Consider the following 16191-nt stretch of genomic DNA (forward strand, 5'->3'; position numbering starts at 1 on the left):
CATGGCGAAGATCAAGAAGGGCGACCTGGTTCAGGTCATCTCGGGCGCCAAGCCCGAGCGTGGTGGCGACCGCGGCAAGCAGGGCAAGGTGCTCGACGTCCTCGTCGAGCAGAACCGCGTCGTCGTCGAGGGCGTGAACTACGTCACCAAGCACACGCGCGTCGGTCAGACGCAGCGTGGCACCAAGACGGGTGGCCTCGAGACCGTCGAGGCGCCCATCCACATCTCGAACGTCGCACTCGTCGACCCCTCGACCAAGAAGCCGACCAAGGTCGGCCACCGGGTCGAGGAGCAGACCAAGGACGGCGTCAAGCGCACCGTCCGCGTGCGGTACGCGAAGAAGAGCGGTAAGGACCTCTGATGGCAACGACCGACGCTGCGGTGGCTGGCAAGATCCAGCCCCGCCTGAAGGCGAAGTACAACGCCGAGATCAAGAAGGCTCTGCAGGACGAGTTCGGTTACACGAACGTCATGCAGATCCCCGGCCTGGTCAAGGTGGTCGTGAACACCGGTGTCGGCGAGGCGGCTCGCGACAGCAAGGTGATCGATGGGGCGGTCGACGACCTCACCCGCATCACCGGCCAGAAGCCGATCGTCACGAAGGCCCGCAAGTCCATCGCGCAGTTCAAGCTGCGTGAGGGTCAGCCCATCGGCGCGCACGTCACCCTCCGTGGCGACCGCGCGTGGGAGTTCGTGGACCGCCTCGTGTCGCTCGCCCTGCCCCGCATCCGCGACTTCCGCGGTCTGTCGGCCAAGCAGTTCGACGGCAACGGCAACTACACCTTCGGTCTCCAGGAGCAGAGCGTGTTCCACGAGATCGACCAGGACAAGATCGACCGCGTCCGTGGTTTCGACATCACCGTCGTGACCTCGGCGAAGACGGATGACGAGGGCCGCGCGCTTCTGCGTCACCTCGGCTTCCCGTTCCGCGCGGACGACGCTCAGGCGTAACACCATCGACGGGCTCAGTGGTCTCGTGTCACTGAGCCCGTCGATGTGCACGTACAATTGAAGATTGCGTGCTCATCGCAGGCCGTCTGTCGTGTAACGGCAGCCGGAACCTCATGAACGAAAGTAGACAACCATGACAATGACAGACCCGGTCGCAGACATGCTGACCCGTCTGCGCAACGCGAACTCGGCGCACCACGACTCCGTGACCCTGCCGTCGAGCAAGCTGAAGACGCACATCGCGGAGATCCTCCAGCAGGAGGGCTACATCGCCGGTTGGGAGACGTCCGACGCGCGCGTGGGCAAGAACCTCACGCTGACGCTGAAGTACGGCCCGAACCGCGAGCGCTCCATCGCGGGCATCAAGCGCGTGTCGAAGCCCGGACTTCGCGTGTACGCGAAGTCGACCGAGATCCCCACGGTCCTCGGCGGCCTCGGCGTGGCCATCCTGTCCACCTCCTCCGGTCTCCTCACGGACCGCCAGGCTGAGCAGAAGGGCGTGGGCGGAGAAGTTCTCGCCTACGTGTGGTAATCCGAAATGTCGCGTATTGGACGACTTCCCATCGACGTTCCCGCGGGCGTGACCATTTCGGTCGACGGCCGTGAGGTCGCGGTGAAGGGCCCCAAGGGTGAGCTCACCCTCACGGTGGCCAGCCCCATCGAGGTGTCGGTCGAGGAGAACCAGGTTCTCGTCACCCGCCCCGACGACGAGCGCGAGTCGCGGTCGCTTCACGGCCTGACCCGCACGCTCATCAACAACAACATCATCGGCGTGACCCAGGGGTACTCCAAGGGTCTCGAGGTCGTCGGCACCGGTTACCGCGTGCAGCAGAAGGGCAGCTCGGTCGAGTTCGCCCTCGGCTTCTCGCACCCGGTCCTGATCGACCCGCCCGCCGGCATCACGCTCACGGTCGAGGGCACGAACAAGCTCACCGTCAGCGGGATCGACAAGCAGGCCGTCGGTGAGGCGGCTGCGAACATCCGCAAGATCCGCAAGCCCGAGCCGTACAAGGGCAAGGGTGTGCGCTACGCCGGCGAGGTCGTGCGTCGCAAGGCCGGAAAGGCTGGTAAGTAACCATGGCTGTGAAGTCGAAGTCCGACGCCCGCGCGCGTCGTCACGCCCGTCTTCGCAAGAAGATCGTGGGCACCGAGGCGCGTCCGCGTCTCGTCGTCAACCGTTCGGCGCGTCACGTCTTCGTGCAGCTCGTCGACGACAGCAAGGGTCACACCGTGGCGTCGGCCTCGACGCTCGAGACCGACCTGCGTTCGCTCGAGGGCGACAAGACCGCCAAGGCTCGCAAGGTCGGCGAGCTGCTCGCCGAGCGTGCGAAGGCCGCAGGCGTTTCCGAGGCAGTGTTCGACCGTGGCGGTAACCGCTACGCGGGTCGTGTCGCCGCCATCGCCGACGGCGCCCGTGAAGGGGGTCTGGCACTGTGAGTGACAACAAGGAGAACGAAGTGACCGAAGCGGCAGCTGCCACTTCCGAGACGGCCGCCGGCACCACGCAGGCTGAGCCCACTCGCGACCAGCGGGACGGCCGCCGCGGCGGTCGTGACCGCAACCAGGGCGGCCGCGACCGTAACTCGCGCGACCGCGGCGACAACCAGTTCCTGGAGCGCGTCGTCACCATCAACCGCGTCTCGAAGGTCGTGAAGGGTGGTCGGCGCTTCAGCTTCACCGCTCTCGTGGTCGTCGGTGACGGCAACGGTCTGGTGGGCGTCGGCTACGGCAAGGCCCGTGAGGTCCCCCTGGCGATCTCGAAGGGTGTCGAAGAGGCCAAGCGCAACTTCTTCCGCGTGCCCCGCGTCGGCAGCACCATCCCGCACCCCGTGCAGGGTGAGTCCGCCGCCGGTGTCGTGCTGCTGCGTCCGGCCGCCGCCGGTACCGGTGTTATCGCCGGTGGTCCGGTCCGCGCCGTGCTCGAGTGCGCTGGTATCCACGACGTGCTGTCCAAGTCGCTCGGCTCGTCGAACACGATCAACATCGTGCACGCGACGGTCACCGCCCTGAAGGAGCTCGAGGAGCCCCGCGCCGTCGCCGCACGTCGTGGTCTCGAGTTCGACCAGGTCGCCCCGGCGCGTCTCGTCCGCGCCGAGGCCGAGGCCATCGCCGCACAGAAGGTAGGTGCCTGATGGCCGCGCGACTCAAGGTCACGCAGATCAAGTCCAAGGTGAGCGAGAAGCAGAACCAGCGCGACACGCTGCGCAGCCTCGGTCTCAAGCGGATCGGTGACAGCACCGTCCGCCCCGACGACGCGCAGACGCGCGGTTACGTCAAGACCGTCGCCCACCTCGTCAAGGTTGAGGAGATCGACTAATGGCTGAGAAGAACGACGCCGCTGTCGAGGCCGAGAAGGCCCCGAAGAAGGCTGCCGCTCCCAAGGCTGCTGCAGAGAAGAAGCCCGCTGCGAAGAAGGCGCCGGCCAAGACCGCCGCCTCGGACGCGAAGGCCGACTCGGCTGCCGCGAAGAAGGCCGCGCCGAAGAAGGACGCTCCCGCGTCTCGCCCCGGCGTGCTCAAGGTGCACCACCTGCGTCCGGTCCCCGGCGCCAACACCGCCAAGACCCGCGTGGGTCGCGGTGAGGGCTCGAAGGGCAAGACCGCCGGTCGTGGCACGAAGGGCACCAAGGCTCGCAACACCGTGCGCGTCGGCTTCGAGGGTGGGCAGATGCCGCTGCACATGCGCACCCCGAAGCTGCGCGGGTTCAAGAACCCGTTCCGCGTCGAGTACCAGGTCGTGAACCTGGAGAAGCTCGCGGAGCTCTACCCCCAGGGCGGCGACGTGACCGTCAGCGACCTGGTGGCCAAGGGTGCGGTGCGCAAGAACGAGAAGGTCAAGGTTCTCGGCAACGGCGACATCGCCGTGAAGCTCACCGTCGCGGTCGACAAGGTCTCGGGTTCCGCCGAGCAGAAGATCGTGGCTGCGGGCGGATCCGTCAAGTAACCACCGCGGAAGAGGGGCCGGAGATTCTCCGGCCCCTCTTCTGATTCGGGAGGCGGGCAGGCGGCGACGCCGCATTCGCAGACCACGGAGTGAGTTACCCTGGTCTTTCAGCCGTCCTTCAGGGATCGGCAACCTTTTCAGGAGGAACGTCCTTGTTTAGCGCCATCGCGCGGATCTTCCGCACGCCCGACCTGCGTCGGAAGATCGGTTTCACTCTCGCCATCATCGCGATCTACCGACTCGGCTCGAACGTGCCCGCGCCGTTCGTGAACTTCCCGAACGTCGAGGAGTGTCTCGCAGCCAACACCGGCACCGAGGGCCTGCTCGGACTCGTCAACCTCTTCTCCGGCGGCGCGCTGCTGCAGCTGTCGATCTTCGCCCTCGGCGTGATGCCGTACATCACCGCGACGATCATCACGCAGCTCCTCCGCGTCGTCATCCCGCACTTCGAGGCGCTGCACAAGGAGGGTCAGGCCGGACAGGCCAAGCTGACCCAGTACACGCGCTACCTCACGATCGCGCTCGCGCTGCTGCAGTCGACCACTCTGGTCACGGTCGCGCGCAGCGGGCAGCTGTTCGGCGCCACCGACATCGCGGCGTGCCAGCAGCTGCTCACGAACGACGTGTGGTGGGCCCAGGTGCTCATCATCATGGCGATGACCGCCGGCACCGGCCTCATCATGTGGTTCGCCGAGCTCGTCACCGAGCGCGGCATCGGCAACGGCATGTCGCTCCTCATCTTCACCTCGATCGCCGCCACGTTCCCCGGCGCCATGAGCATCATCTGGCAGACGAAGGGCTTCGAGATCTTCCTGCTCGTGCTCGTGGTCGGCATCATCGTGATGGGACTGGTCGTCTTCGTCGAACAGTCGCAGCGCCGCATCCCGGTGCAGTACGCCAAGCGGATGGTGGGCCGCCGCACGTATGGCGGCACCAACACCTACATCCCGATCAAGGTGAACATGGCGGGTGTGATCCCCGTGATCTTCGCCTCGTCGCTGCTGTACATCCCGGCACTGATCGCGCAGTTCAACACCCCGCAGGACGGCTCGACGCCGCCCGCCTGGGTGAGCTGGGTGACCGCGAACTTCACGAGCGGCAACAGCCCGATCTACATGATCGCCTACTTCCTGCTGATCATCGGGTTCACCTACTTCTACGTGGCGATCACGTTCAACCCGGTCGAGGTCGCCGACAACATGAAGAAGTACGGCGGCTTCATCCCCGGCATCCGTGCGGGCCGTCCGACGGCCGAGTACCTCGACTACGTGCTCACCCGCATCACGCTGCCCGGCTCGCTCTACTTGGGTCTGATCGCGCTGATTCCGCTGATCGCCCTCGCCACGGTCGGCGCCAACCAGAACTTCCCGTTCGGCGGCGCGTCGATCCTCATCATCGTCGGCGTCGGACTCGAGACGGTCAAGCAGATCGACGCCCAGCTGCAGCAGCGACACTACGAAGGGCTTCTCCGATGACAGCATCCGCACGTCTTCTCATCGTCGGTCCGCAGGGTTCCGGCAAGGGCACGCAGGGTGTGCGCATCGCCGAGACCTACGGCATCCCGGTCGTCTCGACCGGGGACATCTTCCGCGCGAACATCAAGGAGGGGACGGCGCTCGGCCAGCAGGTCACCGCCATCCTCGACAAGGGCGACCTCGTGCCGGACGAGCTGACGAGCGAGATCGTGCGTGACCGCCTGAGCCAGGAGGATGCCGTGAACGGCTTCCTGCTCGACGGCTATCCCCGCAACACGACGCAGGTGGGGCACCTCGACGCGTTCCTGGAGAGCCGCGGAGAGGCGCTCGACGCCGTGATCCTGCTCGACGTTCCGCGCGAGGAGAGCATCGCCCGCCTGGCGCTCCGTGCCGCGGAGCAGGGGCGGTCCGACGACACCGACGAGGCCATCGCGCACCGGCTCGACATCTACGAGAAGGAGACGGCCCCGATCATCGAGGTCTACAGCGCGCGCGGCATCGTCGACCGCATCGACGGTGTCGGCTCGCTCGAGGAGATCACCGATCGCATCGCCTCCGCGCTGGCGGCCCGGGGCCTGCGCTCCGCGGCCTCCGCTGCCTGAGATGTTCCGCCGCTCGATCTACAAGACCCCGGCGCAGCTTCGCGCCATGGTCGAGCCCGGTCTCATCACCGCGGCGGCGCTCGACGCCGTCCGCCCCCTCATCAAGCCGGGGGTGAAGACGATCGAGCTCGACGCGGCAGCCAACCGGGCGATCCGTCAGGCCGGGGCCGAGTCGAACTTCCAGCTGGTGAAGGGCTACCACCACACGATCTGCGTGTCGGTGAACGAGCAGGTCGTGCACGGCATCCCGGGGGAGCGAGTGCTCGAACCTGGCGACATCGTCTCGGTGGACTGTGGCGCCCAGTTCGAGGGATGGAACGGCGACAGTGCGATCACGGTCGTCGTCCCCGACCCGGAGCGCCCGGAACTCGTCGCCCGTCGCGAAGAGCTCTCGCGCGTGACCGAGGGTTCCATGTGGGCGGGCATCGCGGCCATGGCCTCGGCCGCCAGCATCGACGAGATCGGTGCGGCGATCCAGGACTACATCGAGGCGCAGGGGCCGTCGGCGGTGTCGGGGGAGCCCTACGGCATCCTCCGCGAGTACGTCGGCCACGGGATCGGCCGGAAGATGCACGAGGCGCCGAGCGTCTTCAACTACCGCACGCCGGACCGCGGTGCCGACGTGAAGCCGGGGCTCGTGCTCGCGATCGAGCCGATGGTCACCGCGGGCGGCGAGGCCACGTTCGTGGAGGACGACGACTGGACCGTCACGACGGTCGACGGCACCGACGGCTCACATTGGGAACATAGCGTCGCCCTCCATGATGGTGGGATATGGGTGCTCACCGCGCCCGATGGTGGAAGAGCCGGACTCGCCCCGTTCGGGGTCGAGCCTCGAGAGATCGGAAAGTAATGGCAGCGGCGAAGAGCAACACCAACTGGTTCGCGATCGGCATCTCCATCGCCGTCGTCGTGGTCCTGGTCGCGATCGGTGGACTCGTGGTGTTCCTCAACAACCAGGCGACCTCGCCGGGTGCGACGCCGAGCGCCAGCAAGAACTTCGACCCCGAGAACGGCGCGATCAGCAAGGGCGACGGCAAGGACACCGTTGCGGTGTTCCTCGACTTCCAGTGCCCGGCGTGCAAGGCGTTCGAGGACCAGTTCGGCGCGCAGCTGGAGGAGAAGGCGGCCAGCGGCGAGATCACGCTGGTGAACCACCCCATCGCGATCCTCGACCGCTTTTCCCAGGGCACCGAGTACTCCTCGCGTTCTGCGGGCGCGGCGTTCTGCGTCGCCGAGTCGGACGCCGACCTCTACTTCGACTACTCGAAGGTGCTGTTCGAGAACCAGCCGACCGAAAACACCCCTGGCCTGACCACCGACCAGCTCGCCGACTACGCGAGCCAGGTCGGCGTCGACGACGACGTGGTGAAGTGCATCACTGACGAGACGTACCGCAAGTTCGGCGTCGCTCAGGCGAAGAAGCACGACATCCAGGGCACCCCGACCGTCGAGATCAACGGCGAGCGGCTCGACCTGCAGAACCAGGCCGACATGAAGAAGCTCACCGACCTCCTCGGCTGAGCCTGGATCACCTCCCGACGCCCCGTCCGGCCAAGTTGCCGGACGGGGCGTCGTCGGATAACATAGATCTTTGGTGCCTTGTGCCATGTATTCGGCGTGTCCGATCGGCCCAGCACCACAACCCACCCATCCACCGCAGATCGACCGGTCTGCAGAAGCGTCAGCGAGGCTATGGCTAAGAAAGACGGTGTCATCGAGATCGAGGGCGTCGTGTCCGAGGCTCTGCCCAACGCGATGTTCCGCGTTGAGCTCAGCAATGGACACAAGGTTCTGGCAACGATCTCCGGAAAGATGCGGCAGAACTACATCCGCATCATCCCCGAGGACCGCGTGGTCGTGGAGCTCAGCCCCTACGACCTGACGCGCGGACGCATCGTCTACCGCTACCGCTGATCGGTCGAGAAGTAACACCCCAGGCATTCGTGCCTGCCCGGTGAAGACAGCGAACAGGAAACAACATGAAGGTCAACCCCAGCGTCAAGCCGATCTGCGACCACTGCAAGGTGATCCGCCGCCACGGCCGCGTCATGGTGATCTGCAAGAGCAACCCGCGTCACAAGCAGCGCCAGGGCTGAACGCCCGGCCCGGGCCTTCCGGCCCGCGCTGCGTGAGCACCGCTCTCGCAATCTCATAACTCAATACGACACGGCAGGATCAGATCCTCCGTCGGGCCCCCGGGCCGGCGGAGGGGACACCTCGGGGCGGAGGCCCGGGCACCGATCCTGCTCCACACCTCCACAACACCCAGGAGAACCGCATGGCACGTCTTGCCGGCGTTGACATCCCGCGCGACAAGCGCGTGGTGATCGCCCTTACCTACATCTACGGCGTCGGCCGTACCCGCTCGGTCGAGATCCTCAAGGCGACCGACATCGACGAGAGCATCCGCGTGAAGGACCTCAGCGACGACCAGCTCGTCGCCCTCCGCGACTACATCGAAGGCAACTACAAGGTGGAGGGTGACCTTCGCCGCGAGGTCGCCGCAGACATCCGCCGCAAGGTCGAGATCGGCTCCTACGAGGGCCTGCGCCACCGTCGTGGCCTCCCGGTCCGCGGCCAGCGCACCAAGACCAACGCCCGTACCCGCAAGGGCCCGAAGCGCACCGTCGCCGGCAAGAAGAAGGCCCGCTAAGCAGCGGCCAGGGACTAGGAGAACACTTTCATGGCTGCACCCAAGGCCGCCGCGCGCAAGCCGCGCCGCAAGGAGAAGAAGAACATCGCGCTGGGCCAGGCCCACATCAAGTCGACGTTCAACAACACCATCGTTTCGATCACCGACCCGTCCGGCGCTGTCATCAGCTGGGCGTCGTCGGGTGGCGTGGGCTTCAAGGGCTCCCGCAAGTCGACCCCGTACGCCGCAGGCATGGCCGCCGAGTCGGCCGCCCGCCAGGCGCAGGAGCACGGCGTCAAGAAGGTCGACGTCTTCGTGAAGGGTCCGGGCTCCGGCCGCGAGACCGCGATCCGCTCGCTGCAGGCCGCCGGCCTCGAGGTGGGTTCGATCCAGGACGTCACCCCGCAGGCGCACAACGGCTGCCGCCCGCCGAAGCGTCGCCGCGTCTGATGCGTGAACCGAGCCGCTCGTCTCTCCGGAGTCGGGCGGCTCGGCGCCCCGCGCGGGCATCGACTTCCACAACTCAAGACCTCACCCCACCACATGTCATATAGCGGGCATGTGATCGAAAGGAACACAGAGTGCTTATTGCACAGCGTCCCACACTGACCGAGGAAAAGATCGTCGAGAACCGGAGCCGGTTCATCATCGAGCCTCTGGAGCCCGGCTTCGGCTACACGATCGGCAACGCGCTGCGCCGCAGCCTGCTGTCGTCGATCCCCGGCGCCGCTGTCACCAGCGTCCGCATCGACGGCGTGCTGCACGAGTTCAGCACCATCCCCGGCGTGAAGGAGGATGTCACCGAGATCATCCTCAACATCAAGCAGCTGGTCGTCTCCAGCGAGCGCGACGAGCCCATCACCGCGTACCTGCGCAAGACCGGTGCCGGTGAAGTGACCGCCGCCGACATCTCGGCCCCGGCCGGTGTCGAGGTGCACAACCCGGAGCTCGTCATCGCGACGCTCAACGACACCGCCAAGTTCGAGCTGGAGCTGACGATCGAGCGCGGTCGTGGCTACGTCTCCGCGACGCAGAACCGCAACGAGTACGCCGAGGCCGGTCAGATCCCGATCGACTCGATCTACTCGCCGGTGCTCAAGGTCAGCTACCGCGTCGACGCCACCCGTGCCGGTGAGCGCACCGACTTCGACAAGCTCATCCTCGACGTCGAGACGAAGTCGGCGATCAGCCCGCGCGACGCCGTCGCCTCGGCCGCCAAGACGCTCACCGAGCTGTTCGGTCTCGCCCGCGAGCTGAACGTCGAGGCCGAGGGCATCGAGATCGGCCCGGCGCCCGTGGAGGCTGTGAACTCCAACGAGCTGTCGATGCCGATCGAGGATCTCGACCTGTCGGTCCGTTCGTACAACTGCCTCAAGCGCGAGGGCATCAACACCGTTTCTGAGCTCGTCGCCCTGTCGGAGACGCAGCTCATGAACATCCGCAATTTCGGCCAGAAGTCGGTCGACGAGGTGCGCGACAAGCTCATCTCGCTCGGTCTGTCGCTCAAGGATTCGGTGCCCGGTTTCGACGGCGCCCACTTCTACGGCGGCAGCGAAGACGAGTCCTTCTGATACCCGACCTTTCCTGACCAGGAGTTAGACGATTATGCCCAAGCCCACGAAGGGTCCCCGCCTCGGAGGCGGCCCCGCCCACGAGCGCCTGCTGCTTGCCAACCTCGCCGCTGCGCTGTACACCCACAAGTCGATCAAGACGACCGAGACGAAGGCCAAGCGCCTGCGTCCGCTCGCCGAGCGCCTGATCACCTTCGCCAAGCGCGGAGACCTGCACGCACGCCGCCGCGTGCTGTCGGTCATCGGTGACAAGGAAGTCGTGCACGTCCTGTTCGACGAGATCGCTCCGCTGGTCGCGGACCGCGAGGGTGGCTACACGCGCATCACGAAGGTCGGCAACCGCAAGGGCGACAACGCGCCCATGGCCGTGATCGAGCTCGTCCTCGAGCCCGTCACCCCCAAGGCGAAGTCGACCAAGAAGGCCGCCGCCGCCCCCAAGGCGGAGAAGCCCGCCGAGGAGGTCCCGGCCGAGGAGACCCCCGCTGAGGAGACCGCCGCCGAGGAGACTCCGGCCGAGGACACCGCAGCCGAGGCCGGCGCCGAGTCGCAGGCCGAGGGCGAGGCCGCTGAGGCCGCCGCCGAGGACGCTGTCGAGAAGAAGTCCGAGTAACGCACTCGCACACCACGAAGCCCGCCGCCCCACTCGGGGTGGCGGGCTTCGTCGTCACCGGGCGTCCGTGATGCGGTAGCGCGCGCCGGGACGCCCCTTGGTCGTGTAGTCGAGCGAGCGCACCGCCTGGCCCGTGGCCGCGAGGTGCTCCAGGTAGCGGCGGGCGCTCACGCGGGACATGTCCAGATCGGCGCCGAGCTCCGCCGCCGAGGCATCGGGTCGTGCGGCGAGGGCCGTGGACACCCGATGCAGCGTCTCCGCACTGAGTCCCTTCGGCAGCCCGAACCTCTCCCGGAATGCGATGATCGCGTCGGCCGCCTCCACCCGCTGCACCACGTCGTGCAACTCGGTGTGGTCGCGGAGCAGCAGGGTCGCGCCGCGGTCGGCTTCGTCGTCCGCGCTCGCGGTGCTGCGCGCCACCAGCACGTGCGACCCCACGATCACCGGGCGTCCCGCGGCCTCGCCCTCGTGCAGCACGGTCGACAGTTCCGCACCCAGCACGTCGTCCGCGATAGCGCCGTCGAGGTCGCCCGCATCGCGACCGAGGAACCGTGCGGCCGCATCGTTCGCGAGCGTGATGCGCCCGGAACCGTCGACCGTGATCACGCCCTCGCTGAGCCCGTGCAGCGTGGTCTCCTGGTTCTTCACGAGTGCGGCGATCTGGTGCGGCTCCAGCCGGTAGATGCGGCGCCGGATCACCGACGTGACCCATGCGGCCCCGAACACGCCCAGCACCGCGGCCGCCAGCATGGCCGAGATCAGCCACACGAGGTTCGCGGTGAACTCCTCGTTCAACTCCGACTCCAGGATGCCCACCGAGGCCGTACCGATCACGGTGCCCTCCTCGTCGCGGATCGGCACCTTCACCCGCCACGACGTGCCCAGCGTGCCTGTCTGCGTGCCCACGTAGATGTCACCGCCGAGAGGGATCGACGGGTCGGTCGAGACGCGTTCGCCGATGCGCTCCGGGTTGGGGTGGGAGTACCGGATGCCCTCGTCGTTGGCGACCACGACATACGCGAGGTCGGACGCCTCCCGGATCACCTCGGCGACGGGCTGGATCGCCGCGGACGGATCGTCGTCGTCGAACGCGTCGAGCACCACGGGCAGCGCGGCCACCGACTGGGCGACCGCCTGCATGCGGTCTTTGTAGGCCTCCCGGAGCGCGTTCTCCTGGAACGCCCCGGCGGCGATCCCCGTGGCGAGGGTCACCAGGAACACGATCAGCGCCTGCAGCGCGAGCAGCTGCATCCGGAGCGTCATCTTCGAGGCCACCCGCTCATTCTCCCGGCTGTCGCACGGGCACGCGAGCCGCTCGGGACGGCGTTCGCGACCAATAGTTTCGGAACGCGACCAATGGTTTCCGAAGCTTGAGCGGCCGCATCCCCGCCTCGACAGTGGACGGATTGCACTCGAACGCTCAAGGAGGAGCGCCATGACCTACGCCCGCATCGCCACCCTGACCGCCGCGGTCGCGGCCACCGCCCTCGCCCTCACCGCCTGCTCCTCGGGCGGAGGGGACGCCGGGGGCTCGGAAGACGGCGGGGAGGCCACCGCGATCACCGACCTCAACATCGTCGTGCCCGCCGACCCGGGCGGCGGATGGGACCAGACCGGACGCGCCCTGTCGCAGCTGCTGACCGAGGAGGGCATCGTCGGCTCGGCGCCCGTGACCAACGTCGGCGGCGCGGGCGGGACGGTCGGACTCGCGCAGCTCGCGAACGAGAAGGACCCCGCCACCCTGATGGTGATGGGGCTCGTGATGGTCGGCGCGGTCGAGACGAACGCCTCGGCCGTGCGCATCGAGGACATGACTCCGATCGCCCGTCTCACCGACGAGCCGCTTGTGGTCGTGGTGCCGGCCGAGTCCGAGTACGACACGCTCGAAGACCTCGTGGAAGACGTGGTCGATCGCGGGCAGGCCGTGACCATCACCGGCGGCTCCGCCGGAGGTGCCGATCACATCCTGGCCGGGCTGCTGCTGGAGGAGGCCGGGCTGGACGGCGCGGAGATCGCGGAGAAGCTCAACTACACGCCCAACTCCGGTGGCGGCGAGGCGACCTCGCTGATCCTCGGCGGCAAGGTCGCGGCCGGGATCTCCGGCGTCGGCGAGTTCCTGCAGCACATCGAGGCGGGCACGATGAAGGCGCTCGCGGTGTCGTCGGACGAGCCCGTCGCGCAGCTGCCCGACGTGGACACCATCACCGACGCGGGGTACGACGTGGTGCTCACCAACTGGCGCGGCGTGATCGCCCCCGGTGGCATCGACGACGCCGAGCGTGCGGAGCTGGAACGCATCGTGACCGAGCTGGAGGAATCCGACGCGTGGCAGGACGAGCTGGAGACCCGAGGCTGGGCGGACGCCTTCCTCACGGGCGCGGAGTTCGACGACTTCCTCACCGGCAACATCGCCGAGGTCACCACGACGCTGCAGAACATCGGGCTGGTCGGCTGACATGACGACCGGGTCTCCCGGACCCACGGGACTGCGGACCGGCACACGCCGGTCCGCAGGTCCGCTCGGGTCCCTGCCGCGGGGCGAGCTCGTGTTCGCCCTCCTCATGGTCGCGCTGGGCGTCTTCGCCCTGGTCGGCGTGTTCTCGATCCACGTCCCCGCCGGTGCCCAGGTCGGGCCGACCGTGTTCCCGCTGTTCGTCTCGGTGCTGCTGCTCGGTTCCGCGGTCGCCGTGGTCGTGAGCATCTTCCGCGGTCACCGCGGGGTGCCGGAGGACGGCGAGGACATCGACCAGGAGCTCCCGACCGACTGGCTCGCTCTCGTGAAGATCGTCGCGCTCGTGGTGGCCCACCTGCTGCTGATCGAGCCGCTCGGCTGGGCACCGGCCGCGGCACTGCTGTTCGGCGGTGTCGCCTGGGCGCTGGGGGCACGGCGGTGGTGGATGGCGCTGCTGATCGGCGCAGCCATCGCCCTCGTGGTGCAGATCGTGTTCGGCGGGCTGCTGGGGCTCTCGCTGCCCTGGGGTCCGGCGCTCGGGTGGCTGGGGAGGATCCTCTGATGGACAGCTGGAACCTGCTGCTGGAGGGCTTCGCGACCGCCATGCAGCCGCAGTACCTCGTGTTCGCGTTCTTCGGTGTGCTGATCGGCACGGCGGTGGGCGTGCTGCCCGGGATCGGCCCCGCCATGACCGTGGCGCTGCTGCTGCCCCTCACCTACACGCTGGAGCCCGCCGCGGCACTCATCACCTTCGCCGGCATCTACTACGGCGGCATGTACGGCGGATCGACAACGAGCATCCTGCTCAACACCCCGGGGAGTCCGCGTCGATCGTGACCGCGATCGAGGGCAACAAGATGGCCAAGCTCGGCCGGGGCGCCGCGGCGCTTGCGACCGCGGCGATCGGCTCGTTCGTCGCGGGCACCCTCGCCACGATCGGCCTCACGCTGCTGGCGCCGGTGCTGGCGCAGTTCGCCGTGAACCTGGGACCCGCCGACTACGTGGCGCTCATCGTGGTCGCGTTCGTCACGGTGGGCGCGTTGATGGGCTCGTCGGTGTCGCGCGGCCTGCTGTCGCTCGGCGTCGGACTGTTCCTCGGCCTGGTCGGCACCGACTGGCTCTCCGGCCAGCAGCGGTACACGCTGGGACTGCTGCCGCTGGCGGACGGGATCGACGTGGTGCTGGTGGCGGTGGGTCTGTTCGCCGTGGGGGAGACGCTGTACGTCGCCGCGCGACTGCGCCACGGTGCGGTCGAGGTGATCCCCGTCGCCCGTGGCTGGCGCAGCTGGATGACCAGGGACGACTGGCGGCGCTCGTGGAAGCCGTGGCTGCGCGGCACCGCGATCGGGTTCCCCATCGGCACGATCCCGGCGGGTGGCGCCGACGTCGCGACCTTCCTCTCCTACGCGACCGAGCGGAAGCTCTCGCGGCACCGCGAGCAGTTCGGGCGCGGGGCGATCGAGGGCGTCGCAGGGCCCGAGTCGGCGAACAACGCCGCCGCCGCCGGGGTGCTCGTGCCCCTGTTGACGCTCGGCCTGCCGACCACGGCGACCGCGGCGATCATCCTGACCGCGTTCCAGACGTACGGCCTGCAGCCGGGGCCCCTGCTGTTCACGGGGCAGTCCGATCTGGTGTGGGCGCTGGTCGCGAGCCTGTACATCGGCAACGTGATCCTGCTCGTGCTGAACCTGCCGCTCGTGGGCATGTGGGTGAAGCTGCTGCAGATCCCGCGGCCCTACCTCTACGCGGGCATCCTGTTGTTCGCCGCGTTCGGCGCCTACGCGCTGAACTTCGCGGTGGTCGACATCCTGATCCTGCTGATCATCGGCGTGCTCGGCTACTTCCTCCGGCGGTACGGGTTCCCCGTCGCGCCGCTCGTGGTCGGCATGATCCTGGGGCCGATGGGGGAGGAGCAGCTGCGCCGTGCGCTGCAGCTGAGCCAGGGCGACCTGACGACGCTCGTGGCGCAGCCGTTCTCTGCCATCGCGTACGCCGTGCTCGCGCTGCTGATCGCGGGCGGGTTGTGGCTGCGGCGCCGGCAGCGGCGCTACGAGCAGGCGCTGACCGCGTCGATCGCCGTACCGGTGAAGGCCGATTCGGAGGTGTGAGCCCGGTCGATTCGAGCCGGGGAGGGGCCGGGAGTAGGCTGAGCCGGTGACTGAAGCGCGGGCCCTGAGACGTGGGCCTCGGGCGTACGCGGCCTTCATCGGCATCGGCCTCCTCGCCGGTCTCCTCTCCGGCCTGTTCGGCGTCGGCGGTGGCACGGTCATCGTCCCGCTCCTGGTGCTGCTGCTGCAGTTCGACCAGCGTCTCGCCGCCGGGACCTCCCTCGCCGCGATCGTCCCGACCGCCAGCGTCGGCGTGATCTCCTACGCCACCACCGGCTCGGTCGCGTGGATCCCCGCGCTGATCCTCGCCGCGGGTGCCGTGGTGGGTGCGCAGATCGGCACGAGGCTCCTCCCTCGCATCTCCCAGACGGCCCTGCGGTGGGGCTTCGTCGGCTTCCTGGTCGTGGTGATCGTGAGCCTGTTCCTCGTGATCCCCTCGCGCGACGCCGTGTTCGAGCTGACGTGGCTCACGGGTATCGCCCTGGTCGCGGTGGGCGTCGGGACCGGCATCCTCGCGGGACTCATCGGCGTCGGCGGCGGGGTGATCGTGGTGCCGGTGCTGATGCTCGCGTTCGGCACGAGCGACCTCGTCGCCAAGGGCACGTCGCTGCTGATGATGATTCCGACCGCGGTGTCCGGCACGGTCGGCAACCTCCGCAACCGCAACGTCGACCTGCTCGCGGCGGTCCTGATCGGCGTCGCGGCGTGCACCACCACCGCCCTCGGTGCGTGGCTCGCGACCATCGTCGACCCCACGCTCGGCAACCTCCTGTTCGCCGCGTACCTCGTGGTGATCGCGGTGCAGATGGCGCTCAAGGCCGTGCGCGGCCGCCGCCGCGGCTGA

Annotated in this window: 22 protein-coding genes and 1 pseudogene; 22 read left to right on the forward strand and 1 reads right to left on the reverse strand. The window is 68.1% G+C overall.

Annotated features, from left to right (window positions below):
- The first annotated feature begins 1 nt into the window (after position 1).
- The 18 genes from rplX to rplQ all read left to right on the forward strand — a co-directional run bounded on the left by rplX (position 2) and on the right by rplQ (position 10787).
- Positions 2–361, forward strand: coding sequence for a 50S ribosomal protein L24 (gene rplX, locus KE274_RS09050; protein ID WP_211542952.1), 360 nt, complete (start codon positions 2–4; stop codon positions 359–361).
- Complete coding sequence (gene rplE, locus KE274_RS09055; protein WP_211542954.1) at positions 361–951, forward strand: 50S ribosomal protein L5; 591 nt, start codon at positions 361–363, stop codon at positions 949–951. Before rplX ends, rplE begins: the two co-directional genes overlap by 1 nt.
- A 133-nt stretch (positions 952–1084) precedes the next feature.
- Complete coding sequence (gene rpsH, locus KE274_RS09060; protein ID WP_136028890.1) at positions 1085–1483, forward strand: 30S ribosomal protein S8; 399 nt, start codon at positions 1085–1087, stop codon at positions 1481–1483.
- Between the two features lie 6 nt (positions 1484–1489).
- Positions 1490–2026 carry a 50S ribosomal protein L6 gene (gene rplF / locus KE274_RS09065; protein ID WP_211542956.1) on the forward strand — a complete coding sequence of 179 codons (537 nt, stop codon included), beginning with the start codon at positions 1490–1492 and terminating at the stop codon, positions 2024–2026.
- Positions 2027–2028: 2 nt separating this feature from the next.
- A complete protein-coding gene (gene rplR, locus KE274_RS09070) occupies positions 2029–2388 on the forward strand; it encodes a 50S ribosomal protein L18 (protein WP_136028894.1) in 360 nt (119 codons plus the stop codon).
- 20 nt (positions 2389–2408) lie between these two features.
- Positions 2409–3083 (forward strand): 30S ribosomal protein S5, encoded by a 675-nt coding sequence (gene rpsE, locus KE274_RS09075; protein WP_200838869.1) that lies wholly within the window; start codon positions 2409–2411, stop codon positions 3081–3083.
- Complete coding sequence (gene rpmD, locus KE274_RS09080; RefSeq protein ID WP_067121122.1) at positions 3083–3268, forward strand: 50S ribosomal protein L30; 186 nt, start codon at positions 3083–3085, stop codon at positions 3266–3268. The genes rpsE and rpmD overlap by 1 nt, the downstream gene beginning before the upstream one ends.
- Positions 3268–3894: a 50S ribosomal protein L15 gene (gene rplO / locus KE274_RS09085; RefSeq protein WP_211542958.1), complete on the forward strand. Its 627-nt coding sequence runs from the start codon at positions 3268–3270 to the stop codon at positions 3892–3894. The genes rpmD and rplO overlap by 1 nt, the downstream gene beginning before the upstream one ends.
- A 152-nt stretch (positions 3895–4046) precedes the next feature.
- Positions 4047–5369: a preprotein translocase subunit SecY gene (secY, locus tag KE274_RS09090; protein ID WP_211542960.1), complete on the forward strand. Its 1323-nt coding sequence runs from the start codon at positions 4047–4049 to the stop codon at positions 5367–5369.
- Entirely contained in the window at positions 5366–5971 is a 606-nt protein-coding gene (locus KE274_RS09095; RefSeq protein ID WP_211542962.1) for an adenylate kinase, read from the forward strand. The genes secY and KE274_RS09095 overlap by 4 nt, the downstream gene beginning before the upstream one ends.
- A 1-nt stretch (position 5972) precedes the next feature.
- The gene (gene map / locus KE274_RS09100) at positions 5973–6824 is read left to right on the forward strand and encodes a type I methionyl aminopeptidase (RefSeq protein WP_211542964.1); all 852 of its coding nucleotides are present in this window, start codon (positions 5973–5975) and stop codon (positions 6822–6824) included.
- Positions 6824–7495, forward strand: coding sequence for a DsbA family protein (locus KE274_RS09105; RefSeq protein ID WP_211542966.1), 672 nt, complete (start codon positions 6824–6826; stop codon positions 7493–7495). Before map ends, KE274_RS09105 begins: the two co-directional genes overlap by 1 nt.
- Before the next feature lie 171 nt (positions 7496–7666).
- Entirely contained in the window at positions 7667–7888 is a 222-nt protein-coding gene (gene infA, locus KE274_RS09110) for a translation initiation factor IF-1 (protein WP_018171468.1), read from the forward strand.
- 65 nt (positions 7889–7953) lie between these two features.
- A complete protein-coding gene (gene rpmJ / locus KE274_RS09115) occupies positions 7954–8070 on the forward strand; it encodes a 50S ribosomal protein L36 (protein WP_005050492.1) in 117 nt (38 codons plus the stop codon).
- 182 nt (positions 8071–8252) lie between these two features.
- Positions 8253–8627 carry a 30S ribosomal protein S13 gene (gene rpsM / locus KE274_RS09120; protein WP_062632862.1) on the forward strand — a complete coding sequence of 125 codons (375 nt, stop codon included), beginning with the start codon at positions 8253–8255 and terminating at the stop codon, positions 8625–8627.
- Between the two features lie 30 nt (positions 8628–8657).
- The gene (gene rpsK / locus KE274_RS09125; RefSeq protein ID WP_045249905.1) at positions 8658–9056 is read left to right on the forward strand and encodes a 30S ribosomal protein S11; all 399 of its coding nucleotides are present in this window, start codon (positions 8658–8660) and stop codon (positions 9054–9056) included.
- A 131-nt stretch (positions 9057–9187) separates the two neighbouring features.
- Positions 9188–10177 carry a DNA-directed RNA polymerase subunit alpha gene (locus tag KE274_RS09130; RefSeq protein ID WP_211542968.1) on the forward strand — a complete coding sequence of 330 codons (990 nt, stop codon included), beginning with the start codon at positions 9188–9190 and terminating at the stop codon, positions 10175–10177.
- A 34-nt stretch (positions 10178–10211) separates the two neighbouring features.
- Positions 10212–10787: a 50S ribosomal protein L17 gene (gene rplQ / locus KE274_RS09135; protein ID WP_211542970.1), complete on the forward strand. Its 576-nt coding sequence runs from the start codon at positions 10212–10214 to the stop codon at positions 10785–10787.
- Positions 10788–10841: 54 nt separating this feature from the next.
- Here the strand turns inward: rplQ and KE274_RS09140 are convergent, their stop codons facing one another.
- Positions 10842–12062, reverse strand: coding sequence for a PAS domain-containing protein (locus KE274_RS09140; RefSeq protein ID WP_211542972.1), 1221 nt, complete (start codon positions 12060–12062; stop codon positions 10842–10844).
- Between the two features lie 160 nt (positions 12063–12222).
- Here KE274_RS09140 and KE274_RS09145 point away from each other — a divergent pair, with 160 nt between their 5' ends.
- The 4 genes and pseudogenes from KE274_RS09145 to KE274_RS09160 all read left to right on the forward strand — a co-directional run bounded on the left by KE274_RS09145 (position 12223) and on the right by KE274_RS09160 (position 16191).
- Positions 12223–13242, forward strand: coding sequence for a Bug family tripartite tricarboxylate transporter substrate binding protein (locus tag KE274_RS09145; protein WP_211542974.1), 1020 nt, complete (start codon positions 12223–12225; stop codon positions 13240–13242).
- Between the two features lie 91 nt (positions 13243–13333).
- Positions 13334–13801, forward strand: coding sequence for a tripartite tricarboxylate transporter TctB family protein (locus tag KE274_RS09150; protein ID WP_307872178.1), 468 nt, complete (start codon positions 13334–13336; stop codon positions 13799–13801).
- Positions 13801–15347, forward strand: a pseudogene (locus KE274_RS09155) (tripartite tricarboxylate transporter permease). Before KE274_RS09150 ends, KE274_RS09155 begins: the two are co-directional and overlap by 1 nt.
- A gap of 46 nt (positions 15348–15393) precedes the next feature.
- Entirely contained in the window at positions 15394–16191 is a 798-nt protein-coding gene (locus KE274_RS09160) for a sulfite exporter TauE/SafE family protein (protein ID WP_211542978.1), read from the forward strand.

Source organism: Microbacterium paraoxydans, from assembly GCF_018224615.1.
Lineage (GTDB): Bacteria > Actinomycetota > Actinomycetes > Actinomycetales > Microbacteriaceae > Microbacterium > Microbacterium paraoxydans_B.

Coding starts and splice junctions, on each gene's coding strand:
- rplO (WP_211542958.1), top strand. CDS start 3,268: ATGGCTGAGAAGAACGACGCCGCTGTCGAGGCCGAGAAGGCCCCGAAG.
- rpsH (WP_136028890.1), top strand. CDS start 1,085: ATGACAATGACAGACCCGGTCGCAGACATGCTGACCCGTCTGCGCAAC.
- rpmD (WP_067121122.1), top strand. CDS start 3,083: ATGGCCGCGCGACTCAAGGTCACGCAGATCAAGTCCAAGGTGAGCGAG.
- infA (WP_018171468.1), top strand. CDS start 7,667: ATGGCTAAGAAAGACGGTGTCATCGAGATCGAGGGCGTCGTGTCCGAG.
- rpsM (WP_062632862.1), top strand. CDS start 8,253: ATGGCACGTCTTGCCGGCGTTGACATCCCGCGCGACAAGCGCGTGGTG.
- rplQ (WP_211542970.1), top strand. CDS start 10,212: ATGCCCAAGCCCACGAAGGGTCCCCGCCTCGGAGGCGGCCCCGCCCAC.
- KE274_RS09095 (WP_211542962.1), top strand. CDS start 5,366: ATGACAGCATCCGCACGTCTTCTCATCGTCGGTCCGCAGGGTTCCGGC.
- KE274_RS09105 (WP_211542966.1), top strand. CDS start 6,824: ATGGCAGCGGCGAAGAGCAACACCAACTGGTTCGCGATCGGCATCTCC.
- rpsK (WP_045249905.1), top strand. CDS start 8,658: ATGGCTGCACCCAAGGCCGCCGCGCGCAAGCCGCGCCGCAAGGAGAAG.
- KE274_RS09145 (WP_211542974.1), top strand. CDS start 12,223: ATGACCTACGCCCGCATCGCCACCCTGACCGCCGCGGTCGCGGCCACC.
- rplE (WP_211542954.1), top strand. CDS start 361: ATGGCAACGACCGACGCTGCGGTGGCTGGCAAGATCCAGCCCCGCCTG.
- rplR (WP_136028894.1), top strand. CDS start 2,029: ATGGCTGTGAAGTCGAAGTCCGACGCCCGCGCGCGTCGTCACGCCCGT.
- rpmJ (WP_005050492.1), top strand. CDS start 7,954: ATGAAGGTCAACCCCAGCGTCAAGCCGATCTGCGACCACTGCAAGGTG.
- rplX (WP_211542952.1), top strand. CDS start 2: ATGGCGAAGATCAAGAAGGGCGACCTGGTTCAGGTCATCTCGGGCGCC.
- rplF (WP_211542956.1), top strand. CDS start 1,490: ATGTCGCGTATTGGACGACTTCCCATCGACGTTCCCGCGGGCGTGACC.
- map (WP_211542964.1), top strand. CDS start 5,973: ATGTTCCGCCGCTCGATCTACAAGACCCCGGCGCAGCTTCGCGCCATG.